This is a genomic window from Sphingomonas sp. P3_C6, assembly GCF_056402595.1.
In genome coordinates, this window is sequence record NZ_JBFUHB010000009.1 from 120,867 (window position 1) to 145,285 (window position 24,419).

The window sequence follows — 24,419 nt, forward strand, 5'->3', positions numbered from 1 at the left end:
AAGGTCCCTGCAAATGTCGCTCAACACCGCCCCTTCGCCCACCGGCCCCGTTCTCTCCCGCCGCCACCTGCTCCAGGTCGGCGCGGCGGTCGGAGGCGGCCTGCTTATCGGCTTCGTCGCGCCCGGCACCATGGCAGCCGACGCGGCGGCACCGGGCTTCGCGCCCAACGCCTTCATCCGCATCGACCAGGCCGGAAAGGTCACCCTGGTGATGCCGCAGGTCGAGATGGGCCAGGGCACCTATACCTCGATCTCCATGATCCTCGCGGAGGAGCTCGATGCCGACTGGCGCAAGGTCGTTTATGAGCACGCCCCACCCAGCGACGCACTATATGGCAATCCGGTGTTCGGCCTGCAGGCGACCGGCAATTCCAACTCGATCCGAGCTTTCTGGTTGCCCCTGCGCAAGGCGGCGGCGGGCGCCCGCGCGATTCTGGTCCAGGCAGCCGCCTCCGGCTGGAAGGTCGACCCGGCCAGTTGCCGCACCGAGGCGAGCGAGGTGATCCACGACGCCACCGGCCGCCGCCTCGGCTATGGCGCGCTCACCGGACGCGCCGCCGGGCTGAAGCCGCCGGCCGAACCGCAGATCAAGGACCCGAAGGATTTCCGCCTGATCGGCAGGCCGCTCCGCAGGCTCGACACGCCGGAAAAGGTCAACGGCCAGGCCAAATACGGCATCGACGCCATGCCGCCCGGCGTGACGTTCGCCACCTTCGCCCATTCCCCCGTGTTCGGCGGCAAGGTCGGCCATGTCGACGATAGTGCGGCAAAGCTGGTGCCGGGTTTCCGGCAGGTGGTGGTGCTCGACGATCTGGTTGCCGTGGTCGGCGACCATATGTGGGCGGCGCTACAGGGCCTCGCCGCGCTGAACATCACCTGGAACGAGGGGGCCAATGCTGGCGTCGATACCGCCCAGGTCCGCGCCAATCTGGTCAAGGCAAGCCAGCGCCCCGGCGTCAACGCCAAGAATGTCGGCGATGTCGTAAAGGCGCTCGGCAAGGACCCGATCCAGGTCACCTATGACGTGCCGTTCCTCGCCCATGCCGCGATGGAGCCGATGAACTGCACCGTCCATGTAACCCCCGGCGGATGCGAGATCTGGACCGGCACCCAAGTGGCGAGTCGGGCCCAGGCGGTCGTCGCCAAGGTCACCGGCCTGCCGCTCGACAAGGTCGTCGTCAACAATCACCTGCTCGGTGGTGGCTTCGGCCGGCGGCTCGAGGTCGACCCGATCGAAAAGGCGGTGCGCATCGCGCAGCATGTCGATGGTCCCGTCAAAGTCGTGTGGAGCCGCGAAGAGGATATCCAGCACGACGTCTATCGCCCCTCCTGGCACGACCGGCTGAGCGCGACGCTCGAAGATGGCAGGATCAGCGCCTGGCATCATGTCATCACTGGATCGTCGGTGCTGGCGCGCTGGCTGCCGCCCGCTTTCGTCAACGGGCAGGATTTCGACGCGGTCGATTGCGCCCAGGACATGCCGTACGACATCCCCAATTTTCGCGTCGATTTCGTCCGCGAGGAACCACCGGCCGTTCCCACCGGCTTCTGGCGCGGCGTCGGACCGGCACATAACGTCTTCGTCATCGAAAGCTTCATCGACGAACTCGCGCACAAGGCCGGCATCGATCCGGTCCAGTTCCGCATGAACATGCTCGGCAAGGCGCCCCGGCTCCAGGCCGCGCTCCGCGTCGCCGCGCAGAAATCGGGCTGGGGCGGCCCCCTCCCGCCACGCGTCGGCCGCGGCGTCGCGGTCCAGCCAGCCTTTGCCAGCTGGATCGCCACCGTCATCGAGGCCGGGGTTTCGGAGGATGGCGAGGTCACGCTGCGCCGGGCGGTCTGCGTCGTCGATACCGGCATCGCCGTGAACCCGAACACAATCATCGCCCAGCTCCAGGGCGGCCTGATCTTCGGCATGACCGCGGCGCTGCACGGCGAGATCACCATCGAAAAAGGCCGGGTGCAGCAGAGCAATTTCCACGATTACCGGATGCTCCGCATGAACGAGACTCCGCCGATCGAGGTGCACATCATGCGCAGTGGCGAAGCGCCGGGCGGCATAGGAGAAGCCGGCACCTCGATTTCGATGGCACCGCTCGCCAACGCCATCTTCGCCGCCACCGGCAAGCGCCTGCGCCGCCTGCCGATCGACCGCGATGTGCTGGCCGGGAGGAAGGAAGCATGAGCCGCCGTCGCATCATCGGGAGTGTCGTGGTCGCCATCGTGGTGGTCGGCGCTGGTGTCTTCGCCTGGATCGCCTTCGGGCCTGGCGCGATGGATTTCGCCGGCGGGCACCGCGTATCACTGGCCGAGTATAGAGGGCCGAACGTCACTGGCGTGCCCGCCGATTTCGCCTCGGCCGATCCGGTGGCGCGCGGCAAGTACCTGACGCTCGCCGCCGATTGCCAGGCTTGCCACACCGCCAAGGGCGGCGTGCCTTTTGCCGGCGGTCTGCCTTTCAAGCTGCCTTTCGGCACGATCTGGTCGCCCAATATCACGCCCGACAAGCAGACCGGCATCGGCGGCTGGACCGACGCCCAGTTCCTCGCCGCACTGCGTGAAGGCAAGGGCCCCAAGGCGCATCTCTATCCGGCGATGCCCTACACCTCCTACACCTGGATGACCGATGCCGACGGGCTCGCCATCCGCGCCTATCTCGCCACGCTCGCGCCGGTGAAACAGCAACGGCCGAAGCTCACCTTCTCCTTCCCCTTCAACCAGCGCTGGCTGATGTCGATCTGGGGCGGGCTGTTCAATCCGAACCGCCGCTTCGAGCCCAACACCGATCGTAGCCCGGAATGGAACCGCGGCGCCTATCTCACCGAGGCGCTGGCGCATTGCGGCGAATGCCACACACCGCGCAATCTGATGCAGGCGCTCGACAATCGTCGCAAATATGCCGGCGCCGTCACCGCTGGCTGGCGCGCCTTCAACATCACTGCCGACAAAGCGACCGGCGTTGGCGACTGGAGCGGCGCGGAGCTCGCTCAATATCTGTCGCAAGGCCACGCCCCTGGCCGTGGCACAGCGACCGGCCCTATGGGCGAGGCCGTCGATCTCAGCCTGCGCCACCTGACCCCGTCGGACGTCGCGGCGATGGTTACCTATCTGCGCAGCGTGCCAGCGGTCCCTACACCTGACCAGCCACATCCGGCCCCCGGCCCCGCGCCGCTCGGTCACCGGCTGGCGGTAGCGGACGAAGCTTCTCCACTCGGCAAGAAGATTTTCGAAGGCGCCTGCATCGGCTGCCATGCCTGGAACGGCAACGGCGCGCTGACCGGCCTCGCGACGCTCAACGGATCGAGGGCAGTCAACGATCCGGACGCGACCAATGTCGCGCAGGTGGTGATCCTCGGCGCACGGCGGGCAACGACACAGGGCGACATGGTCATGCCGGCATTCGGCCACGCCTATAGCGATGCGGAGATCGCCGCCGTGGCAAACTACGTCACCGCCCGTTTCGGATCGAAGCCATCGAAGATAACGCCGAAGCAGGTTGCGGCGCTACGTAAGGCCACATGACAACGCTGCATCCGCGGTGCAGTTTTGGAATGTACAGGGACAGGCTCGCCAACCCTTGGAAATCCCGCGCCGCGCTCCTCATATCGGGGGCGAAGCTCGCAAAGGATTCTCCATGCCCCGCCCGATGAAGATCGATTTCGTATCCGACGTCTCCTGCCCCTGGTGCATCATCGGGTTGCGCGGACTGGAAGAGGCACTGGCGAAGACCGGAGATGTGGTCGATGCCCACATCACTTTCCAGCCGTTCGAGCTCAATCCCGCCATGCCGCCCGAGGGCCAGAACATCGTCGAGCACGTGGCCCAGAAATACGGCTCAACCCCGGAGCAGTCGGCCGCCAATCGCGAGATGATCCGGGCCCGCGCCGCCGAGCTCGGCTTCGCCATGCGCGGTACCGACCAGAGCCGCATCTACAATACCTTCGACGCGCACCGGCTGCTCCACTGGGCCGAGATCGAAGGTCATCAGTCAGCCCTCAAGCATGCGCTGTTCGACGCCTATTTCACCGACCAGCAGGATCCGTCCAACCATGACGTGCTCGTCGCAGCGGCCGAAAAAGCCGGTCTCGATCCTCAGACCGCCCGTGAAGTCCTGACCTCGGGCCGATATGCCGAGGAAGTTCGCCGCGTCGAGCAGCTCTGGCAGTCGCGCGGCATCAGCGCGGTGCCGGCGATCGTCATCGATGACCGCTATCTCATTTCCGGCGGCCAGCCGCCCGAGGCATTCGAGAATGCACTGCGCAAGATCGCGGCCGAGGCGTCCTAGCCCGCCACGTCCGTATCGGCGGGCGATCCCACGTGCCGGGCACCCCGCTGCCGCCATCACCGTGAGGCGGGGACAGGGCACATGAACCAACTGTCATTTCGGGGGATGCCGTGCGGGAGCTGCGGAGGACACCTGGACCGGAAAATACGCCTTCCCGAGTCGCGACAGAAGCGCCGATCGACCATGGCGTCGCCCACGGATATAACATCCGGGTCGGGCAGCAATGGATTCATGCCATTCCGACGTGATAGAGCCAATAACGCGCCGATTCGGTGATTTACGGGTGGAATGCGCCTTCATGTGGGAACAAGATGCCTGCCGTCGCTACCGATCCGGCACAGCCGGCATCAACGGTCCGGCGCGATTTTCCCGTTCAAGATTAACATTCTTTGGACTTGCGCGCCGTGAAGTTTATATGACGCACGCATGACAACGCCTCCACCGGACGGGTCGCGGGATCGCCGGATAGAGGATCCTACAAACCTCTGGATCATTCACCCTGCCGCGCGCGCCCTTTTGCCCTGGGCGGTGGAGCATCGTGTCTCCGCAAATCTCGTGTCGGTCATGGGTCTCGGCCTGGGGATTATGGCCGCTGTCGCTTATGCGCAGTGGCATGACTGGCGATTTGCCCTGGTGGGTCTCGCCTTGTCGATCGGCTGGCTGATCGCCGACGGACTCGACGGCATGGTCGCCCGCGCGACGAACACCGCCAGTCCGCTCGGCCGCATTCTCGACGGCGTATGCGATCACGGCGTGTTCATCCTGATCTACGTCGTCATCGCGACCTCGATCGGCACCGGCGAGGGCTGGGCCTGGGCATTGGGCGCGGGGGCCGCCCATATCGTCCAGTCCAGCCTTTATGAGGGCGAACGCGCCCGCTTCCACCGTCGCGCGCGCGGGCTCGCACGTGGCCCGGTGGTGGCGGGGTCAGGCAATGTGGTGGTCCGTGCCTATGACTGGATCGCCACTTCCATCGATCGGGCATCTACCCGCTTCGATGGCCTGTTCGAGGATCGCACTCTCGCCCCCCGGCTCGCGACAGCGTATTCGACGCGCGCCGTTGGGCCGATGCGGCTGATGATCCTGCTGACCGCCAATGTGCGCGTCTATGCGATCTTCCTCGCCTGCCTGTCCGGCGACCCTCGCTGGTTCTGGTGGTTCGAGCTCGTGCCCCTGTTCTTTGTTACTGCTGTCGGCATCCTGTGGCATCGCCATATAGAGGCCGCTTTGTTGCGTCAGTTTTCGGCAACCGCATCCACCGTGGCTGCCCCGTCATTCTCTTTTCACTCCAAGGATATCAATCGACCATGAACAGCATTCGGATCGCCCTGGTGGGCGTAGGCAACTGCGCAAGCTCGCTAGTGCAGGGCCTGGAGCATTATCGGGACGGCGCGAACGACAATGTCGGCCTGATGCACTGGGAACTCGGCGGCTATCGTCCGAGCGACATCCAGGTGGTCGCCGCCTGGGATGTTGACAAGCGCAAGGTCGGCAAGGACGTTGCCGAGGCGATCTTCTCCAAGCCCAATTGCACCGCGATCTTCTCGCCGGTGGTCAAGCCGACCGGCACCAAGGTGAAGATGGGTAAGATCCTCGACGGCTTTGCCGAGCACATGGCCGACTATCCCGATGACCGCACCTTCCTGCTCGCCGACATCGCCGAGCCGACCAAGGACGAAGTCATCGCCGAGCTGAAGGCATCGGGCACCGACGTGCTGATGAACTATCTGCCGGTGGGGTCGCAGGCAGCGAGCGAATTCTATGCCGAATGCGCGCTCGAAGCCGGCGTCGCCTTCGTCAACAACATCCCGGTGTTCATCGCCAGCAACCCGGAATGGGCGAAGCGCTTCACCGACGCGAACGTGCCGATCATCGGCGACGACATCAAGGCGCAGCTCGGTGCGACGATCGTCCACCGCGTGCTGACCGACCTGTTCGCCAAGCGCGGCGTGAAGCTCGATCGCACCTATCAGCTCAACACCGGCGGCAACACCGACTTCCTCAACATGTCGAACCGCAAGCGCCTTGCCTCGAAGAAGGTCTCCAAGACCGAGGCAGTGCAGTCGGTCGCGGCCGAGCGCCTCGAAGACGAGAACATCCATGTCGGTCCGTCCGACTATGTCGCCTGGCAGAACGACAACAAGATCTGCTTCCTGCGCATGGAAGGCCAGCTGTTCGGCGGCGTGCCGATGAACCTGGAGCTGCGCCTCTCGGTCGAGGACAGCCCGAATTCGGCCGGCGTCGCGATCGACATGATCCGCTGCGCCAAACTCGCGCTCGATCGCGGCCTTGGCGGCCCGATCGATGGCGCCTCGGCCTATTTCTGCAAGCACCCGCGCACGCAGATGACCGATGACCTCGCCCAGGTTGCGGTCGAGGAATTCATCGCAGCGTGATCGATACTGCGATCCTGCTCGCAGCCGGCGAAGGCAGCCGGCTGCGGGCGCTTGCCCCTTACAAGCCCCTCTGCGTCGTCGCGGGGAAGACCTTGCTCGAACACGCTATCACCGGCTTTGCCGCTGCTGGCATCGGGCGGGTCATCGTGGTGCTCGGATACGGTGCTGAAGCCATCACCGCAGCCGTCGCCGCGCGCGACTGGCCGGTGACGGTCGAGACGGTGATGTCCGAGGATTATCGCAAGCCCAACGGCACCTCGGTCCTCGCGGCCGAGGCAGCGACGAGGGGCGGCGAAGCGCTGCTCGCCATGTGCGACCATCTGGTCGACCCGGCGCTGTATCGCCGTCTCGCCACGGTCGGCGCACAAGGTGGCCTCACCCTCGGCATCGATCGCCTGCTCGAACAGGAAGCGGTCGATATGGAGGATGTCACCCGGGTCGAGACCCGGGGCGACGCTATCGTGTCCATCGGCAAGGGTATCGACATCTTCGACTGCTTCGACACCGGCGTCTTCGCGGTCGCCCCCGCCCTGTTCGAGGCGCTGAAGCACTTCGAGGCCCCCTCGCTCAGCGCGGGCGTCGGCTATCTCGCCGGCCAGGGCCTCGCTCACGTCGCCGACTGCACCGGCATCACCTGGATCGACGTGGACGATCCCAAGGCCCATGTGCTGGCCGAACGCTGGGCGTCCCAGACGGCCTGACAGTTGGCCCGACCAGCGGTCTGATGCGATGCTCATCCGCTTCGCCCGGGCACGGGATGCCGCGTTCGACTCACTCGAACAAGCGACGTTGCGGGACGAGCCAATGATCGGCGAGATCGCGGTGTCCGCGCTGCTCGGCTATCTCCATTTCCGCTGGCCCGACCGCGACTGGCGCGATGGACGGCCGAATCTGACGGGATGGTTCGACCGCTTCGATCGGCGTCCCTCGATGACGACCACCCGCCAGACCGTGTGATGGTGCACCCCTTTTCTCTTGCTGACGAAGGCCGTCATCACCGGGAGGAATGATCCAACCCCGCTTACGTCTCGATCGCAAGCTGGCGCAGTGGCTGGCAATGCGGCAGAACCCCCAACGATGCCGAAAAACCGCTACCACGACGCACCGCCCGGCGATCATTTCGACGGCACCCGCTTCTTCAATCCCGGCCAGCCCGTCACCGACCGCTCCCTGTCGGAAGGTCTGCGCTGGAAACTCGCCGAGCGCCCCGCCCGCTGGCCGGCCTCGGTGCCGGTCGATCAGGCCCGCCCCACCCCCGCGCCCGACCGGCTGACCGTCACCATGGTCGGCCACGCGACCCTGCTCGTCCAGGCAGGCGGCGTGAACATCCTCACCGATCCGGTCTGGTCCGACCGCGCAAGCCCCTTATCCTTTGCCGGCCCGAAGCGGGTGACCGCGCCGGGCATCGCCTTCGAGCATCTGCCGCCGATCCACGCGGTGTTGCTCAGCCATAATCACTACGACCATCTCGACCTTGCCACGCTGCAACGCCTGCACACCGCGCATGCGCCGCTGATGATCATGCCACTCGGCAACGACACGATCGTGCGGCGCGCGATACCCGACGCCCGGACCGCCGTCGGCGACTGGCATGATCGGATCGAACTCGCCCCCGGCATGACCACCACCCTCACCCGCGCCAACCACTGGTCGGCGCGAGGCCTTGGCGACCGGCGCATGGCATTATGGGCCGGTCACTGGCTCGACACGCCAGCCGGCTCGGTCTGGTTCGCCGGCGACACCGGCTATGGCGACGGCGCCATCTTCCGCGATATCCGCGCCCGCCACGGCGTGCCCGACATCGCGCTCATTCCGATCGGCGCCTATGAGCCGCGCTGGTTCATGGCGAACCAGCACGTCAACCCGGCCGAGGCAGTGGCGATCCTGGGCGACGTTGGCGCCAGGCACGCGCTCGGCATCCATTGGGGCACTTTCCAGCTAACCGACGAACCGCGTGACGCTCCAATAGAAGCACTGGCGGCCGCATTGGAAGCGGCGGACATCCCGGCGGAACGGTTCGTCGCGGCGGAGGCGGGCGGCGTCTACCGGTTCTGACAAGACCTCCGCACCAGTGCGCGCCTGGTCAGGCTTGCCCCGTTCATCGCACCCGTCGCATTCCGGTCGCCAGGCATTTCCCTGCCCCCGGGCAAACCGGTACATCCGCATCGAGCGAAAGCGGGGCTGGGTTTGCCGCGGCGCATCGCTCCCGCGCCGCGGCAAACCCTATCGCCTTATTTCGGCAGCACCGCCGACTTCGTCACCTTGAAGCTGGTCTTCACGCCTGCCGCCTGCGCCATACCCGGCCGCGACACAGGCTGACCGCCACCGACCCAGACATCTACCGCCCCAGGCACGACCTTGCGATCGCCCTTGTCGTCGACGACGCTCAGCGCCCGGTCATTGAGCGCGAAGGTCACCGTGCGCTTCTCGCCCTTCGCCAGATGGATACGCTGGAACCCCTCAAGCGCGCGTACCGGCGCACCGGCCACGTCCGGATGCGACAGATAGAGCTGCACCACTTCATCGCCATCCCTGGCGCCGCTGTTGGTCACATCGACCGATACGGTCACGTCGCCCTTCGTCACCACCCGCGGATTGGCATAGCCGAAACTCGTGTAGCTCAGGCCATGGCCGAACGGGTACAGCGTCTCGCCCTTGAAGTAGCGATAGGTCCGCCCAGCCATGCTATAATCCTCGAACGGAGGAAGCTGGTCGGCACTCTTGTAGAAGGTGATGGGAAGCCGCCCGGCCGGGCTGAAATCGCCCGCCAGCAGCCGCGCCACTGCTGCGCCGCCTTCCTGGCCCGGATACCAGGCCTCGACGATCGCCGGCACGTTCGCGTCGGCCCAATTGGTGCTCAGCGCGCTGCCGTTCATCAGCACCAGCACGGTCGGCTTGCCCACCGCCTGAACCCGCTTCAGCACCTCTTCCTGCGGCGCCGGCAGATCGAGGCTGGTGCGATCACCGCCGCTGAAGCCCGGCGCCTTGATCTTCATCTCCTCGCCTTCGATGCGGGCCGACAGGCCGCCGACGAACACCACGAGATCGGCCGCCTTTGCTGCCGCGATCGCATCCTCGCCATCATGGCCCGGCACGCTCCAGACAAGACGCTGCTCGCCGCGCACGCCGCGCTGGAAGCCTTCGACACGGATCGGGTATTTCCGCCCCTTCTCCAGGGTGATCGAGCCGGACAGGATCGACGGCTCGTTGCCGATGCCCCATTCCTCGACGACGGCCTTGTCGCCGACATAGACGCGATATCCATTCTCGGTCACGAAACGGAAGTGGTATTCACCGCTCTCGGGCGCGACCAGCGTGCCCGTCCAGCGTACCGATGTCGCCTTGTCGCCGGTCTTGTCGCCCGTCCATGCGATGCTGGCATTGGGCTCGATCTTGGTCTCGACCGGCGCGCCTTCGAGATTGGCGCCGGCGAAATACTCGGCCTTCAGCCCCGGCGTCTTGCAGTCCGCATCGACGCAAAGGGCACTGTCCGCCACCGCCGGCTCGGCCGGACCGACCAGCCCGGAGCCTTCGGCGAACACGATCTTCGAATCAGGGAAGCGCGCGCGGATGCCGTCGAGCACGGTGACCGGCTTCGAGGGCGTGCCGTAATAATTGCCGACCAGCGCATCCAGGCTGTTGGCGTTGGGGCCGATCACCGCGATCGTCTTCGGTGCGCTCTTCAGCGGCAGCAAATTGCCCTGGTTCTTCAACAGCACCATCGACGCCTCGGCCATCTTGCGCGCCAGGGCACGGTGCGCCGGGGTATCGTTATCGGCTGCGGTGATGGTAGCGAACGGCCGCACCGGCGTATCGATCAGCCCAAGCTGGATGCGCGCCGAGAACAGCCGCACCAGCGACTGGTCGACCGTCGCGATCGGCAACAACCCCTTGTTGACCGCATCGACGATCGAATCCGCGTCGGTCGTCATATGGTTGCGGTAATCGCCGCAGATCAGGTCCATGCCCGCCTGGAAGCCGACGGCGACGCCCTCGGCCGGCGTCTTGCGATAATGGTGGCTGTCGGGGCGATAGATGTTCGCCGCCGCGCCGCAATCCGACACGACATAGCCCTTGAAGCCCCAGTCCTTGCGCAGCCGCTGGTTCATCAGGAAGTCGTTGGCGCAGCCCGGCACCCCGTCGACCGAGTTGTACACGCACATGATCGACTGCACCTTGCCGTCGGTCACCGTCGCGCGGAATGCGGGGAGATAGGTGTCCTCCAGATCATGCGCGCTCGGGTGCACGTCCTCGCGGTGCCGGTTCGACTCCGGGCCGCTATGCACCGCGAAATGCTTCGAGGTGGCGATGGTCTTGTAATAGTTCGGATCGTTGCCCTGGAGGCCGCTGACGAAGGCGGTGCCGATCCTGCCTGTCAGATATGGATCCTCGCCATAGGTCTCCTGCCCGCGCCCCCAGCGCGGGTCGCGGAAGATGTTGATGTTGGGCGACCACACGGTCAGACCGCGATAGAAATCCGCGCTGCCATCAGGGTGAACCCGCTCGACATATTTCGCCCGGAATTCGGTGCTGATCGTGTCGGCCGCCTGCCCCATCAGCGGCACGTCCCAGGTCGCGGCCATGCCGATCGCCTGCGGGAAAACGGTCGCAAAGCCGGCCCGCGCGACGCCGTGCAGGCCCTCGTTCCACCAATTATAGGCGGGCACGCCCAGCCGCGGGATAGCCGGCGCGACGTTGCCGAGTTGGGCCGCCTTTTCCTCCAGCGTCATCTTCGCGACGATCGCCGCCGCGCGCTGCTCGACATTGCCGCCGGCGGCGCGAGTCGCCGGCACATCCTGCGCAAAGGCTGCGCCGGTCACGAGAAACGACGCCGTTGCGGCCGCGGCCAATAGCTTGAACTTCATGAGAACCCTCTCCCGTTTTTTGAGAGGTCTAACCAAAAGATGGTAGCGGTACCAGCCCCTGCGTCATCGCCAGGCCGACGTCAGCGAAGCAGCACGGTCAATTATAATCACATCGGTTTCGTCTCCCGCCGCCGCCAGATTTACACCCCGAACCCCCAGCGCTAGCCTCCATCCCGTTCGGCACATTCCATCTCATGGGAACAGGCAGCGGCTCGACCTCCGTCGATGGCGCGTGTCGTGCCGTGTCTAAATTGGGGAGGGTCATATGGATCTAGACGTAGCAATCGTCGGCGGCGGCGTGTCGGGCGCCTACAGCGCGTGGCGTCTCCAGCAGGATCGCGGCGCTAAGGAAGCGATCGGCCTGTTCGAATATTCGGATCGCATCGGCGGTCGGCTCTACACCACCACCCTGCCCGGCCTGCCCAATGTGAAGGCCGAGCTTGGCGGCATGCGCTACATCCCCAGCCAGCACATCATGGTCGCCGACCTGGTCAAGCATCTCAACCTGCAGACCAAGGATTTCCCGATGGGCGCCCCCGCCCCGGTCGGCTCCAACTGCAACCTCTTCTACCTGCGCGGCAAGCATCTACGCCTGCATGAGCTCAACGATCCGGAAAAGGTCCCCTACAACCTCGCCTGGTCCGAACGCGGCCTCGGCCCGACCAACCTGCAGGTGCAGGTGATGAACAACCTCTATCCCGGCTTCGCCAATCTCAGCCTGTGCCAGCAGATGCAGGTCAAGGTGTTCGGCAAGCCGATGTGGAAATACGGCTTCTGGGACCTGATGTTCCGCGTGCTCTCCAACGAGGGCTATCAGTTCATGCGCGACGCCGGCGGCTATGAGGCGAACGTCGCCAATGCCTGCGCCGTCACCCAGCTGCCCGCCACGGAATATAGCGACGAGACCCAGTTCCTCACCCTGGCGGAAGGCTATGACCAGCTCCCGATACAGCTCGCCCGCGAGTTCAACGACACATTCCCCGGCAAGACCGCCAAGGGCAAGCGCGTCTTCATGAACCACCGGCTGGAGGAGATCATCCTCGGCACCGGCGACTGGCCCTACACCCTGATCTTCCGCCAGACCCATACCGATGACGAGAAGCAGACTCGCGACGTCGAGGACGCGAAGCCGATCAAGTTTCGCTGCAAGAAGCTGATCCTCGCCATGCCGCGCCGCAGCCTGGAACTGATCAAGAGCGACTTCTTCGACGACCCCTGGCTGAAGAAGAACATTCCCTCGGTCCTCATCCAGAGCGCGTTCAAGCTGCTGCTCGCCTATGAGACCCCGTGGTGGCGCTCGCAGGGTCTGGTCGCCGGCCGCTCGGTCACCGATCTTCCTGTCCGCCAGGTCTATTATTTCGGCACCGAGGGCGAGCAGGAGAGCGGCGAGCCCTTCCTCAACTCTCTGCTGATGGCCAGCTATAACGATCTCGGCACAGTTCCTTTCTGGAAGGGGCTGGAACGCGGCAAGGCCTATGAAGGCTATCGTCCCGCCTGCCTTGAGGGCGGTGTCGAGAACGTCCTCCCACTCGCCCCCAAGACCGGCTTCCGCGCCACCGCCGAAATGGTCGACGTCGCCAACCGCCAGGTCGCGCAGGTCCATGCCCTGCCGCAGATCCCCGATCCCTATGCCGCGGTCTATCACACCTGGAACGAAGACCCGTATGGCGGCGGCTGGCACGAGTGGAAGGCCAATTTCCGCCTCGACCAGATCATGTGCCAGATGCGCAAGCCGGTCGCAAAACACGACATCCACATCGTGGGTGAGGCCTATTCGCTCGGCCAGGGCTGGGTCGAAGGCGCGCTCGACATCGCCGAATCCACCCTGCAGGATTTCTTCGGCATGAAACCGCCGACCTGGCTCGACCCGAGCTATGCGCTGATGCCCAATCCCTGCCCGCCCGGCGATCCCTGCACGGGTTGCGGTACAGATCTGGACGCCTGCCTGCCCTGCTTCGATTGCGGGACGATGCTCTCGTCAATCACCCCCAATTGCCTGTGCGCTGTCGAGGAGGGCTGAAATGAACGTCGCCGACTATATCCTCGCCCGACTGAAACAGGCCGGTCTTGCCCATGTCTTCGCCGTCCCCGGCGATTATGCCTCGCCCTTCCTCGACGCGCTCGACGACGATCCCGCGATCGAGCGCGTGCCCAATATCAACGAACTCGGCTCGGGCTATGCGGCTGATGGCTATGCCCGCTTCAAGGGCGTGGGCGCTGCCTGCGTGCAATATGGGGTCGGCACGATGAGCGCGCTCAACTGCGCCGCCGGCTCCTGGGTGGAGCGCGTGCCGGTCGCGATCATCTCGGCCGGCCCGTCGAACAACAACCGCCTGCTCGAACGCCAGCAGCAGATCCTGTTCCACCATTCGACCGGCGACCTCGACGTCAACGCGAAGCTCTACGCGCATGTCACCGTCGCGTCGGAGATCATCGTCGATCCCGATTTCGCCCCCACCCAGATCGACCGGGCGATCACCGCGATGCTCACCTTCCGCCGCCCGATCTATCTCGAAGTGCTGCAGAATGTCTGGACCCAGGATTGCGCCGATCCGGTCGGCACGCTCGCCCCGGTGCCGCAAACCAGCAACGCGACCTATCTGACCAAGGCGATCGCCGCGACCTGGGGCCGTATCCTCAGCGCGCAGCAGCCGGTGCTGTGGTTCGGCGTCGAAATCCAGCGTTTCGGCCTGCAGGACCTTGCGCAGAAGCTGGTCGACGTCAGCGGCCTGCCCTTCACCACCACCAGCCTCGGCAAGACCGTGCTCGACGAGGCGCAGCCGCAGTTCATCGGCACCTATGCCGGCCCCGCCTCGCCCGCGCTCACCCGCACGATCATGGGCGCGTGCGATTGCCCGATCGCCTTGGGGGCGATCATCACCGACGATTATCTCGACATCATGGCCGCGCGTTATGCCGACATGATCTCGTGCAACGACGAGGATACCCGCGTCGGCATCGACTATTTCGCGCAGATCACCCTGGCCGACTTCCTGACAGCCCTGGTCGCCCATTTCGAGGAAGACGACGCCTTCCCGCGCGGCTTCGAGGCGCCGGACGTGCCCGAGGACGCCGACGAAAGTTCGGAAAAAGGCAAAGGCCATAACCTCACCTACAATATCTTTTACCGGCAGTTCTCGACCTGGCTGAAACACGAGAAGCTGATCGACGACAGCGTGCTCGTCCTGGGCGAAAGCACCTCGCTGTACGTCTGGGGCAACCTCATGGGCCTCCCGCGCGACAGCTTCGTGGCGCAGGCGGCGTGGGGCTCGCTCGGCCACGAGACGGGCTGCGCGCTCGGCGTGGCTTTGGCTTCAGGCAAACGCCCCTGGGTGATCGCCGGCGATGGCGGCTTCATGATGATCTGCCAGGAACTATCGAGCCTCGCCCGCGCCAAGGTGCCCGCCGTGGTATTCGTGATGAGCAACCAGGGCTATGCGATCGAACAGGCGTTCGTCGATATCAAGGCCTTCACCCCCGAGGGTGCGTTCGCCCCATTCGATGTGCTGCCCGACTGGGATTATCTGGCGCTGGCCAAGGCGTTCGGCGCAAAGGGCTTTCGCGTGAAGACCACCGACCAGCTTGCCGACGCGCTGAAGGAGATCGGGAAGCTGGCCGACGTGCCCGCACTGGTCGAGGTGGTGATCCCGCCCAAGGACCTCGCGCCCCAGCTCGCCCGCCTCGCCGCACCGCCGCCGATGCTCCGGAAATATCATGGGGTGGAGGAGTGAGGGGATAGCGCGCGACTTGGATCGCGTTCCTGGGCGGGCCAGAACCCGGCATCGCTTGACAGTGATCATACTGCGCCCCACGCCCTTGCCAGGCCTCCGTTTCCCTGCCGGGAAGAGCGAGACGCCCCGAAGGTATTTTCGATGACATGGTCTGGTCCAACACCGATCGTCCTGATTGTCGAGGACGAGATGGTCCTGCGAATGCGCGCCGTCGATATCGTCGAAGACGCGGGGTTCACGCCAGTCGAGGCCGTGAGCGCCGACGAAGCCATGCAGGTTCTGGAATCGCGCGACGACATATCCCTGTTGTTCACCGACATTCAGATGCCGGGAAGCATGGACGGACTGAAGCTCGCCCATGCGGTGCACGCGCGCTGGCCGCATATCAAAATCGTCCTGGTGTCCGGGCAGGTCGCGGTCACGGACGCCGACAAACCCACCGACAGCCGCTTCTTCCCGAAGCCGCTCGAAATCCACCAGATGGTTCTCGAACTCCAGAAAATGATCGGAAAGGGTGTCCTGAAAGTGATGCCCTCGCTGATTGCCGCGGACGATCCGCTGACTCAGGAGAACAAGGAACTGCGGCACCTCCTTCTGCAGGCGGGAATGGATGCCAAGGCTCTGCTCCTGAAGACCGTGCTCGACACGGAGAAACAGCAGTCGATCATCGACGAGAACCAACCGGAAAAAGACGCCCTCACGACCGAGAACGACAGTCTCAAACTGGCCCTGGAACAGGCTGGAATCGACGCCAGCGCCCTGCTCGTCCAGTCGGGAATCGAAGCCGAGGAACGCGAGGCTGCCGACAAATTGCAGCAGCTGATTCATGCGGAGCTGCATCACCGGATCAAGAATATGCTCGCTACCGTGGGGGCGATTACCCATCAAAGTCTGCGCACCGCCACGAGCATGGCGCACGCAAGCTCGGCAATCGACGGCCGGTTTGCGGCCCTTGCGCGCGCGCACGATCTGCTCACTCGGGTGAGTTGGGAAAACGCAACGATCGACAGCACCATCCGCAGTGCGATCGAGCCCTTCGACCAGGGCAGTGGACGTTTCATCGTCTCAGGTGAGGACATCCGGATCACGTCGAGCTCGGTGATCGCCTTCGCGATGACCCTGAACGAGCTTTGCACCAACACGACCAAGTTCGGGGCCTTGTCGCTTCCCGATGGCCAGGTTCATATTGCCTGGCGGATCGACGGCGAGCGCCTTCATTTTGAATGGGCCGAGTTCGGCGGACCGCTCGTGAGCGAGCCGACACGCAAGAGTTTCGGGACACGGATGATGACGTCGCTGGGTCGTCAATTGAAGGGTCAGGTCGCCCTCGAGTACAGGCCCAGCGGTTTTGTCTACACCATGGATGTCCCGCTGGAGGCCGTGACCACAAGCCGGAGAGCCACGGATCCGGAAGCGACAACGTTAGCCTAGCCTCCCGCTCATACCGCGACTGGCAACATCGAGAACGAGTTTAGTCGGAGGTCGGGACGTCGGCGAACGTCATGCCACCCCACTCCGACCATGGAGGTGCAGCGGCTTGCCCCTTGTTCCGCACCTCCATCCTTGAGTTCGCAAGGATGGAGGCGACCGATCAGGCGCTTGCTGAAGCGAACGGCGCGGGGCCGCCGCAGCCCCGCCGTCCCGCTTGCCATGCGGAGGCTCGCTACCTCAGTTCTTGAACAGCAGCGGCGCCATTTCGTGCAGGCTGCGCCGCCAGGACAGGAATTCATGGCCCGTGTTTGGCGACACATAGAAAACGCTGTTGAACCCGGCCGCCTTCAGCGCCTCCGCGTTTGCGCGCGGGTCGGCGCGCGGCGCGCCCGGAGGGCCTGCCATGCCCCGGCCTTCGAGTTCGCGGCTGCCGAAGCTGACGAAGGTCAGCTTGACCTTGTCCTTATAGCCCGGCGTGCCGTTCACGTCCTCGAGCGAGAAGGTGCCGCCGCTGAGCAGGCCGATATAGCCGAACTTGTCGAGATTCTTCGGCGCGATCAGCTTGGTCTCGAAACCGCCCATCGACAGGCCGGCCAGGGCGCGATGACCCTGATCCGCCATCGTGCGGAAATGGGTGTCGACATAGGGGATCAGTTCGTTGACCAGGACGGTCTGGAACGGCTTGATATCGAAGCTGGCGAGGCCGCCGGGGCTGCCCGGCTTCACGTCGTTGGTCATGCCATAGGTCATCACGATGATGAACGGCTTCGATTTCCCGGCCGCGATCAGATTGTCCATGATGAGATTGGCGCGGCCCTGGTTCGACCAGGCGGTCTCGTCCTCGCCCCAGCCATGCTGCAGGTACAGCACGGGATAGCGTGCGCTCTGGTTCTTGTCATAGCCCGGCGGCGTATAGACAAAGGCGCGGCGCTGCGTGCTGGTGCTCGCCGACGGGAACAGCACCTGCTGCACATTGCCATGGGGCACGTCCTTCAGCGCGTAGAAGTCCGCGTCGTGCGCCGGAATCTCGATGCCGCTCTCCCAACGGATCGAGCCATAATAGTTCAGCGCGCCCGGGTCGTTGAAAATGCCGCCATCGATGGTCAGGTGATAATAATGGAAGCCCTCGTCGAGCGGCCCTTCCGTGGTCCCGGTCCATGCGCCGTCGGCGCCCTTGGCCAGCACCGTGCCGCCACGGCCGCCAAGGCCAAGGCTCACCTTCACCCCCTGCGCATCGGGCGCGACGACGCGAAATCGAGCATAGCCCTGCGAATTGACCTGCGGATATTGCTGGCCCGGCTGGTTGAGCGAGGACGGCTTGAAATCCTCCACGATCGCGGCTGCCGGAGCAGGCGCGGATGCGGGCGGCGCGGTTTGGGCCGAGGCGGATGCGATCGTGGTCATCGCGGCGAACAGGACAGCGGCAGCTCTTTTCAACTCAACCTCCCCAGTTGGACTTTTCGCGACCTCATTCAGTCGCGGCATTATTACTCCGACTTATCTCAGGGCATTGGCTGCCCATCAAGGGGGAGCGCGCTCTACGACGCGCTTTGCGACTATTTGTCACTTAACTTGTCGGACTTATGGCCGGCACCTTAACGGTCCTATTCCGGGCGCACCTGAAGGTGGGCCCAAGAGCAAACTGAATCTGTTGTTCGCGTGCCGAGCGCGAAAATCAGGATTCACGCACCTCAAAGCGGCAGGCTCACGCACAAAAAAAGGGCGGCATCGCTGCCGCCCCTTCTCGTGCACCTGAACCGATCCGAAGATCAGAAGCGGTAGCCGAAGCCGACCAGGCCCTGGTGACGCTTCAGGCTGGCATCGACGTTGAAATCGTCATCGTTGATGCTGTACTTGGTGAACACATACTCGACCTTGGCATAGGTGTTCGCCGAGATCGGCAGCTCGTAACCGGCACCGATGTGCCAGCCGTCCGCGTTGTCGCTCAGCTTGAAGTTGTTCGCCGGGGTAGCGGTGCTGCGATACGCAACGGTCGCGCGGCCGTTGGAGTAGCCGCCCTTGAGGTACAGCAGGCCGCTGCGCACCACGCCGCCGGCGCGCACGCCTGCGGTGATGTTGCGGCCGGCCTTCAGGCATGCCTCGTCATTGCCGAACACCTCGGTGCACTCCTTGGTGGTCGATCCGTCGATGCCGGCATAGGCACCAAGGACGAAGCCGGAGTTGGTGACATAGTCATAGCCGATCTCGCCGCCATAGCTGAAGCCGGCCTTGGAGCCGCTCTCATCCTCGACGCGGACCACGATGTCGTCGAGACCGATGCGTGCCTCGACGCGGGCGCCGCCCTTGAACTCGGGGGCCTGGTCCTGCGCCATCGCCGGGGTGGCGATCACGAGAGCTGCAACGGACGCGAACAGAAACTTGGTATTCATGAAATTCCCCTGTGGGTTTTGATCCGCTCTTCGGCGGTCGGGCGGACCTAGGGAATCTTCGCTGCAACGCAACATCAGATGCGTCAAAAAGTGACGGATTTGTTGCAATCATTTGACTGTGTTGCCTGACTGCAACACTTACGTTCGCGTAAAGAAAAGTCAGCCTATCTGGTTATACGAAGAAGCAGACACGGCACGTGACGATATGCCTTCCTACGTACCGGTCAGGTCGCCACCTCCGGCCGCGTTCTCCATCACCGTCGCGATCTCAGGCTGAGCCTTTACCGTCACATGGCTGATTTCCGCCCGCGCCCCGCCTTGTTCCCGGCCCTGCGAGACGATGCTGCTCATCTCAAGGGTCGTAGCGGGGCGCTATCGTCGAACACCCATTCGGTTCGCACCCGCGCATCCGGGTCGAGCCGCCCGCCGGGCCAGATATAGCGCCGCATGCACTCCGATGAGTCCCGAATCCGCGCCAGTTCCTCGGCCGGTACGGAACGCCTGACTGAGGCATCGCGGTTGTCCTCGATCAGTATCGACGGAGATTTTCGACAGATGATCTTCGCGACGAAGTCGCGGCAAGACTCGTTTCGCGCACGGCGAGATACACATCAATAAAATAAGCGCCGATCCAGACAGGAACATAAGCTTTTCTTAAGCCAGACCTGGTTAAGACGCGGAACTGGAGATCAGTATTGTACCATCCCCGTAGCCTCCCTCTCGAACTGAAGACGGACCTCCAGGCCGAGCAATTCCAGATCCTGCGCACGCAGGTGCCGGTCCTCTACGCCGTACTGACCATAAACACCGGCATCCTCGGCTTTTCTATTCACGGCATGGCACCCGCATCCTTGTCGATTGTCGCCCCGTCCTGTTTCCTCGGTCTGATCGCGATCCGCGTCATCGTCTGGCTCTTCCGCCGCAATTTGCGGCCCGATCCGGCCAGCATCGGCCGGTATCTGGCAAACACGACTTGGGTGGCGGGAATAGTCGCGCTGGCGCTCGGCGTCTGGGGCGTCGCTCTGCTTGAGACCTCTCTCGGCGACAAGCCGTTCGTACCCTTGTTCATGGCGCTCGGCTCGGTCGCCTGCTCCTTCTGCCTCGGCATCCTGCCCAAGGCGGCGTTCGCGACAATCATCCTCGCAACGTCGCCGGTGATCGGCTGGCTGCTCCTTTCGGGCGTGACCGTGCAGATCACGACCGGGCTGAACCTGTTGCTGATCTTCGCACTGATCATGTGGCTTGTCGTTCACCAATATGCTCATCTGGTCGAACGCGTCACCACCCATGCGCAGGTCCGCTCTCTCGCTTATGCCGATCCGCTGACTGGGCTGCACAACCGCACCATGTTCGCCGATCGCCTGGATCAGTCGCTGACCGAAGCCGACCGCCTGCGCCGCCATGTCGGCCTGGTCGTGCTCGATGTCGATCACTTCAAGACGGTCAATGACACGATGGGCCACGCGGCCGGCGACGCGCTGCTCAAGGAGATCGGCGCACGATTGCTGACCGCGTTGCCCGCCGATAGCGCCGTCGCACGGCTGGGCGGCGACGAGTTTGCGATCATCCTGCCGGGGCTGCGACCGGATCAGGCGCGGGTCGCGACGTTTCGGTCGCTGCTGCACGATCTCGACCGGCCGATGTTGTTCGAGGGACAGTTGGTGAATGCCAGCGTCAGTGCCGGCGTATCGATCTGGCCGGCTGACGGCGGCGATGCCGAAACCCTGCTGAAGAGCGCCGATCTGGCACTCTACGCCGCCAAGGCTCGGGGCGGCGGCACGATCCTGGGCTTCGCACCGGAAATGCGCCGGGGTGCCGAACAGCGCACGACGATGATGGTGGAGGCCCGGGAGGCGCTGGCGGACGGCAGGGTTTTTCCATTCTACCAGCCCAAGGTACGGCTCGCGACTGGCGAGGTCGTGGGGTTCGAGGCGTTGCTGCGCTGGCGCCACCCAAAGCGCGGCATGCAGACGCCCGCGGCGATTCGCGCGGCGCTGGAAGACAATGATCTCGCGACGCATCTGACAGACCGGATGATGGACCTGGTCTTTGCCGATATGCGCGGCTGGCTCCAGGCGGGCGTGAAATTCGGCAAGATCGCGATCAACGGCGCACCGGCCGACTTCCTGCGCGGCTCTTTCGCCGAGCGCCTGCTGAGCCGGCTCGATCGTTTCGAGATTCCGGCGACGCTCGTCGAGCTCGAGGTGACCGAGTCGGTCTTCTTCGGCCAGCTCGCCGAAAGCGTCGAGCGGACGCTGCACGCGCTCAGCGCGGCGGGCACGACGATCGCGCTCGACGATTTCGGCACCGGCTTCGCCTCGCTATCGCACCTGAAACAATTCCCGGTGGACGTGCTCAAGATCGACCGGTCGTTCGTATCCCGCCTGACCGATCGGGGCGATGCCGAAGATGCCGCGATCGTGGGCGCGGTGCTGAACCTCGCGCGGAACCTCGACATCATGACCGTCGCCGAAGGCGTTGAGACTCGCGCCCAGGCAGCCTATCTCCGGCGCAAGGGCTGCGACCTGGGCCAGGGCTATCTGTTCAGCCGCGCGGTCCCGGCGGCGCGGGTGCCGGGGTTGGTCAGCAAACGATATGCGGCGCGCATGGCGGACAAGCCGGCGGAGACGCCGACCACGGGCCGCGTCGTGCGGCCAGTCGGATAGCCGGATAGCCGGATAGCCGGTCGGCGATGCATCACGAAGGGCGGTTCGTGTCGCCGATTTCCGCATGGTCGTCCAGATGTGCCTTGAGCCGCGTGATCCGGTCGATCCGGGGCCGCAGGTCGCTATCGCCGCGAAGCCATGACGACAGGACCGTGGCTTTCATCACGCCGATTGACCGCCAGCGCCTGAGGTAAGAGCGAATGTCGTCCCACGCATTCTGGTCGACACGGCCATAGCGCAGGCGGATTTCCAGGCGGGGCGGTACCAGCCCCCGGGCGAGCGCCGTCAGCCGGTCTCGCCAATGCGTTTTCGACGAGAGCACCTGTCCCAGGCGCGCACCCGCATGAGGCAGGGAGTCGGAATGCTGCCCCAGCAGAAGAAGCCCGTCGGGAAACAGGGTTTCCAGCGACGCGTCCGGTGACCATTCACTCAGGTGCCGGGTGGGCACGCCCAGGGTTCTCGTCACCATATGGAGCGTGATGCGAACGGTTTCGACGAGGCGCCATTCCCTGGCCCGTTGCCACAGGATATCCCAGTCGAGCGGCAGGCGGGGACATTCCAGCATCTCCGCTATGTCCCACAGATTGGTCAGCGGCCCCTCGAAGACGTGGTCCTTGAGGTGAAGGCAGAGATAGAGGAACAGGTCCTCCGGCGACATCACCCTGCCGAGCGGCCCAAATGCCGCGTGAGGCAAGGACCGCGCCCAGATACCGGCAAGATCCACGAATCTGGATCCCTTCTCGTTCGCCAGTCGCCAGTGCAGCTCGAAGGGAAGCGCCGCGCCGCCAGGCGGCGCGACATAATAAACGTGCCGCTGCCAGCTGGCGGACCGCGTCGCCGCATCCGGCGCATTGCGCGCACCGAAGCCTTTGGCGAGGAGATGGTGGTGATAGGCCATGGCATCCTGCTCATGAACCAGGAAATCCACATCTCCCATCGGGCGATGCGCGGGATTGCCATAGAGACGATCGGCCAGATCTACGCCCTTCAGCAACAGCGCCGGGCTGTTCGTCGCCTCAATGGCATCGGCGAGCGCGATGCGGGACTGGAGGTTCCGAACCGCCAGCACCAGCCCATTCGCCCTCAGCTTCTGCATGACGTCGGCAGGCGGTTTGATACCGGCCCGCTGAACCCTGCGCGCCAGAAGGGAAAGGCCGGCGCGTTCTTCCAGCGTGGCGGCCAGCATCGTCCAGCATGCCGGCGACATCGCCGCCAAGCGCCGGTCCCCTTCCGCATCCCAGCGCAGGCAACGCAGTCTTGCGGCGAGCGGCTCGTCCTGCGGGTCGGCTATCGAGCCGTCGCCGGACCCGTGCCGGCGATAGACCGTGTCAGGATTCGACACGGATCAGGGATTCATGGAGCAATTGGTTGAGAAAAAGGATCGTATCCCGCTCCATCACCTCCGCGTCGCCGCGGTAACGCGCCGCCAGTCCGTCACACAGGTCGCTGACGCGGATCGGGCTGTCGATCGACTCCCAGATGTGACGTCCTATTTCATCAAGGCCATTATAGCGCCCGGTCGCGACGTTGAGGATGACGATTTCCTCGTCGATGCGCGACGACGGCAGATGCTGCTCGCGAACGACGACAGAGTCACGATCGATCGCCGGTGCCTCAAGCGTCATGGAAATTGTCCCCGAAAAGCTGCTCTGGTCGTTCCCGATAGACGGCTGGCCGCCGCGGCAAAACCCGTTTGGTACGCACAGTGGGGCCGGGTTGCTCGGGCGAACCGCTCATGCCGGCGTCACCGCGGACAGCACCTCGTTCATCGTCCAGTCGCTTTCCGGACGAACGACCCGGATCATCTCCACGCTTTGCAGCAGTTTCGATACCAGAGCCGTCCCGGTGGCGAACTGCTCGGCGAGATAGGGGCCATAGACTCCGCGCAGGAGGAGTTCCAGTTTGGCGTACCCGGATACCGTCTCGATGCTAAGGTCGCCGCCGGTACCCTTCTCCAGATGGACGATCCTGCGCAAGGGTCGCGCTGACCGGACCGGTTCCACCAGAGCGGGAAGAGCGATCTTCATGCGATGCCACGGATTGGGCGTCAGGCCTTTCGTCTCCAGAGACAGGGCCTCGGAGGCCGACTCGAAAAGATGGACGTTGCTCGCGCCCGCGACGACCTCGACCTCTCCGGCATCGTCCAGACGCAGCGCGCTCACGTCGTCGGACTGCAATGGCCAGCCCAGTTTCGTCAGTGCGGCCGTGGTCGTCGATTTTCCCGCGCCCGATGCGCCCCCGACAAGGACGACGCCTCGTGGCGAAACGGCACCGGACGCGTGGAGGACCAGCATGCCCCTTTGACGCAGAAGGGCGGCCATGATCTGGTGCAGAAGGACATGGCGCAACACCGCCTCGTTGGCGTCCGGACCGCGCTCGAACGTGACTCGCCGTCCTCGCTCGACCAGGAACCGGGCGCGGGCGGGCGCGTACCGCAGCAGATAGGCATCACGCGAGACTTCCAGATCTTGGTCGCTCAATTGCGCATCTGGCAGGGCGTGCGGCACCGGCCCGTCGGACACCACGACGTCCGGCATATCGCCCGGGCCCGCCGGCTCCAGTTCGGGGCAGGCAAACGGCATTGCCAGGACGAGCCCATAGGCGCGGTACAGATGATCCGTCATCCCGCCCACCCCCTGTCGGAGGCAGCAGTTG

At 64.6% G+C, this 24,419-nt stretch carries 19 protein-coding genes; 12 read left to right on the forward strand and 7 right to left on the reverse strand.

The window, feature by feature from the left end; all coding sequences use genetic code 11:
- The first annotated feature begins 13 nt into the window (after positions 1-13).
- From AC1DT7_RS11710 to AC1DT7_RS11745, 8 genes are all read left to right on the forward strand, one after another.
- A complete protein-coding gene (locus tag AC1DT7_RS11710) occupies positions 14-2,185 on the forward strand; it encodes a xanthine dehydrogenase family protein molybdopterin-binding subunit (protein ID WP_478036128.1) in 2,172 nt (723 codons plus the stop codon).
- A complete protein-coding gene (locus AC1DT7_RS11715) occupies positions 2,182-3,522 on the forward strand; it encodes a c-type cytochrome (RefSeq protein WP_478036129.1) in 1,341 nt (446 codons plus the stop codon). The genes AC1DT7_RS11710 and AC1DT7_RS11715 overlap by 4 nt, the downstream gene beginning before the upstream one ends.
- A gap of 112 nt (positions 3,523-3,634) precedes the next feature.
- The gene (locus tag AC1DT7_RS11720; RefSeq protein ID WP_478036130.1) at positions 3,635-4,285 is read left to right on the forward strand and encodes a DsbA family oxidoreductase; all 651 of its coding nucleotides are present in this window, start codon (positions 3,635-3,637) and stop codon (positions 4,283-4,285) included.
- Positions 4,286-4,711: 426 nt separating this feature from the next.
- A complete protein-coding gene (locus AC1DT7_RS11725; RefSeq protein ID WP_478036131.1) occupies positions 4,712-5,596 on the forward strand; it encodes a CDP-alcohol phosphatidyltransferase family protein in 885 nt (294 codons plus the stop codon).
- The gene (locus AC1DT7_RS11730; RefSeq protein ID WP_478036132.1) at positions 5,593-6,681 is read left to right on the forward strand and encodes an inositol-3-phosphate synthase; all 1,089 of its coding nucleotides are present in this window, start codon (positions 5,593-5,595) and stop codon (positions 6,679-6,681) included. Before AC1DT7_RS11725 ends, AC1DT7_RS11730 begins: the two co-directional genes overlap by 4 nt.
- Positions 6,678-7,382 (forward strand): NTP transferase domain-containing protein, encoded by a 705-nt coding sequence (locus AC1DT7_RS11735; RefSeq protein WP_478036133.1) that lies wholly within the window; start codon positions 6,678-6,680, stop codon positions 7,380-7,382. The genes AC1DT7_RS11730 and AC1DT7_RS11735 overlap by 4 nt, the downstream gene beginning before the upstream one ends.
- Positions 7,383-7,410: 28 nt before the next feature.
- Positions 7,411-7,638: a glutathione S-transferase C-terminal domain-containing protein gene (locus AC1DT7_RS11740; RefSeq protein WP_478036134.1), complete on the forward strand. Its 228-nt coding sequence runs from the start codon at positions 7,411-7,413 to the stop codon at positions 7,636-7,638.
- 120 nt (positions 7,639-7,758) lie between these two features.
- Positions 7,759-8,736 (forward strand): MBL fold metallo-hydrolase, encoded by a 978-nt coding sequence (locus AC1DT7_RS11745; RefSeq protein WP_478036135.1) that lies wholly within the window; start codon positions 7,759-7,761, stop codon positions 8,734-8,736.
- Positions 8,737-8,912: 176 nt separating this feature from the next.
- On the opposite strand, the gene AC1DT7_RS11750 is transcribed toward AC1DT7_RS11745, so the two are convergent.
- Positions 8,913-11,546: a glycoside hydrolase family 3 protein gene (locus tag AC1DT7_RS11750; RefSeq protein WP_478036136.1), complete on the reverse strand. Its 2,634-nt coding sequence runs from the start codon at positions 11,544-11,546 to the stop codon at positions 8,913-8,915.
- A gap of 265 nt (positions 11,547-11,811) precedes the next feature.
- Here AC1DT7_RS11750 and AC1DT7_RS11755 point away from each other — a divergent pair, with 265 nt between their 5' ends.
- The 3 genes from AC1DT7_RS11755 (at position 11,812) to AC1DT7_RS11765 (ending at position 16,708) form a co-directional block, all read left to right on the forward strand.
- Complete coding sequence (locus AC1DT7_RS11755; RefSeq protein ID WP_478036137.1) at positions 11,812-13,566, forward strand: flavin monoamine oxidase family protein; 1,755 nt, start codon at positions 11,812-11,814, stop codon at positions 13,564-13,566.
- 1 nt (position 13,567) lies between these two features.
- On the forward strand, positions 13,568-15,277 hold the full coding sequence (locus tag AC1DT7_RS11760) for an alpha-keto acid decarboxylase family protein (protein WP_478036138.1): 1,710 nt from the start codon (positions 13,568-13,570) through the stop codon (positions 15,275-15,277).
- Positions 15,278-15,418: 141 nt separating this feature from the next.
- Positions 15,419-16,708 (forward strand): HWE histidine kinase domain-containing protein, encoded by a 1,290-nt coding sequence (locus AC1DT7_RS11765; protein WP_478036139.1) that lies wholly within the window; start codon positions 15,419-15,421, stop codon positions 16,706-16,708.
- 237 nt (positions 16,709-16,945) lie between these two features.
- On the opposite strand, the gene AC1DT7_RS11770 is transcribed toward AC1DT7_RS11765, so the two are convergent.
- From AC1DT7_RS11770 to AC1DT7_RS11780, 3 genes are all read right to left on the reverse strand, one after another.
- Positions 16,946-18,145 (reverse strand): alpha/beta hydrolase-fold protein, encoded by a 1,200-nt coding sequence (locus AC1DT7_RS11770; protein ID WP_478036140.1) that lies wholly within the window; start codon positions 18,143-18,145, stop codon positions 16,946-16,948.
- A 332-nt stretch (positions 18,146-18,477) separates the two neighbouring features.
- The gene (locus AC1DT7_RS11775) at positions 18,478-19,098 is read right to left on the reverse strand and encodes an outer membrane protein (protein WP_478036141.1); all 621 of its coding nucleotides are present in this window, start codon (positions 19,096-19,098) and stop codon (positions 18,478-18,480) included.
- A gap of 213 nt (positions 19,099-19,311) precedes the next feature.
- Entirely contained in the window at positions 19,312-19,449 is a 138-nt protein-coding gene (locus AC1DT7_RS11780) for a hypothetical protein (RefSeq protein WP_478036142.1), read from the reverse strand.
- A 344-nt stretch (positions 19,450-19,793) separates the two neighbouring features.
- On the opposite strand from AC1DT7_RS11780, the gene AC1DT7_RS11785 reads away from it, so the two are divergent.
- The gene (locus tag AC1DT7_RS11785; RefSeq protein WP_478036143.1) at positions 19,794-21,764 is read left to right on the forward strand and encodes a putative bifunctional diguanylate cyclase/phosphodiesterase; all 1,971 of its coding nucleotides are present in this window, start codon (positions 19,794-19,796) and stop codon (positions 21,762-21,764) included.
- A 31-nt stretch (positions 21,765-21,795) separates the two neighbouring features.
- On the opposite strand, the gene AC1DT7_RS11790 is transcribed toward AC1DT7_RS11785, so the two are convergent.
- The 3 genes from AC1DT7_RS11790 to AC1DT7_RS11800 form a co-directional block, all read right to left on the reverse strand.
- Positions 21,796-23,106 (reverse strand): nucleotidyltransferase domain-containing protein, encoded by a 1,311-nt coding sequence (locus tag AC1DT7_RS11790; RefSeq protein ID WP_478036144.1) that lies wholly within the window; start codon positions 23,104-23,106, stop codon positions 21,796-21,798.
- Entirely contained in the window at positions 23,093-23,389 is a 297-nt protein-coding gene (locus AC1DT7_RS11795; protein ID WP_478036145.1) for a PqqD family peptide modification chaperone, read from the reverse strand. The genes AC1DT7_RS11790 and AC1DT7_RS11795 overlap by 14 nt, the downstream gene beginning before the upstream one ends.
- 108 nt (positions 23,390-23,497) lie before the next feature.
- Complete coding sequence (locus tag AC1DT7_RS11800; protein WP_478036146.1) at positions 23,498-24,388, reverse strand: hypothetical protein; 891 nt, start codon at positions 24,386-24,388, stop codon at positions 23,498-23,500.
- Positions 24,389-24,419: the final 31 nt, after the last annotated feature.

What these genes read in the sequence shown, in the direction of transcription:
- AC1DT7_RS11710 (WP_478036128.1), top strand. Translation starts at nt 14, where the DNA reads ATGTCGCTCAACACCGCCCCTTCGCCCACCGGCCCCGTTCTCTCCCGC.
- AC1DT7_RS11715 (WP_478036129.1), top strand. Translation starts at nt 2,182, where the DNA reads ATGAGCCGCCGTCGCATCATCGGGAGTGTCGTGGTCGCCATCGTGGTG.
- AC1DT7_RS11720 (WP_478036130.1), top strand. Translation starts at nt 3,635, where the DNA reads ATGCCCCGCCCGATGAAGATCGATTTCGTATCCGACGTCTCCTGCCCC.
- AC1DT7_RS11725 (WP_478036131.1), top strand. Translation starts at nt 4,712, where the DNA reads ATGACAACGCCTCCACCGGACGGGTCGCGGGATCGCCGGATAGAGGAT.
- AC1DT7_RS11730 (WP_478036132.1), top strand. Translation starts at nt 5,593, where the DNA reads ATGAACAGCATTCGGATCGCCCTGGTGGGCGTAGGCAACTGCGCAAGC.
- AC1DT7_RS11740 (WP_478036134.1), top strand. Translation starts at nt 7,411, where the DNA reads ATGCTCATCCGCTTCGCCCGGGCACGGGATGCCGCGTTCGACTCACTC.
- AC1DT7_RS11745 (WP_478036135.1), top strand. Translation starts at nt 7,759, where the DNA reads ATGCCGAAAAACCGCTACCACGACGCACCGCCCGGCGATCATTTCGAC.
- AC1DT7_RS11750 (WP_478036136.1), bottom strand. Translation starts at nt 11,546, where the DNA reads ATGAAGTTCAAGCTATTGGCCGCGGCCGCAACGGCGTCGTTTCTCGTG.
- AC1DT7_RS11755 (WP_478036137.1), top strand. Translation starts at nt 11,812, where the DNA reads ATGGATCTAGACGTAGCAATCGTCGGCGGCGGCGTGTCGGGCGCCTAC.
- AC1DT7_RS11760 (WP_478036138.1), top strand. Translation starts at nt 13,568, where the DNA reads ATGAACGTCGCCGACTATATCCTCGCCCGACTGAAACAGGCCGGTCTT.
- AC1DT7_RS11765 (WP_478036139.1), top strand. Translation starts at nt 15,419, where the DNA reads ATGACATGGTCTGGTCCAACACCGATCGTCCTGATTGTCGAGGACGAG.
- AC1DT7_RS11775 (WP_478036141.1), bottom strand. Translation starts at nt 19,098, where the DNA reads ATGAATACCAAGTTTCTGTTCGCGTCCGTTGCAGCTCTCGTGATCGCC.
- AC1DT7_RS11780 (WP_478036142.1), bottom strand. Translation starts at nt 19,449, where the DNA reads ATGAGCAGCATCGTCTCGCAGGGCCGGGAACAAGGCGGGGCGCGGGCG.
- AC1DT7_RS11795 (WP_478036145.1), bottom strand. Translation starts at nt 23,389, where the DNA reads ATGACGCTTGAGGCACCGGCGATCGATCGTGACTCTGTCGTCGTTCGC.
- AC1DT7_RS11800 (WP_478036146.1), bottom strand. Translation starts at nt 24,388, where the DNA reads ATGACGGATCATCTGTACCGCGCCTATGGGCTCGTCCTGGCAATGCCG.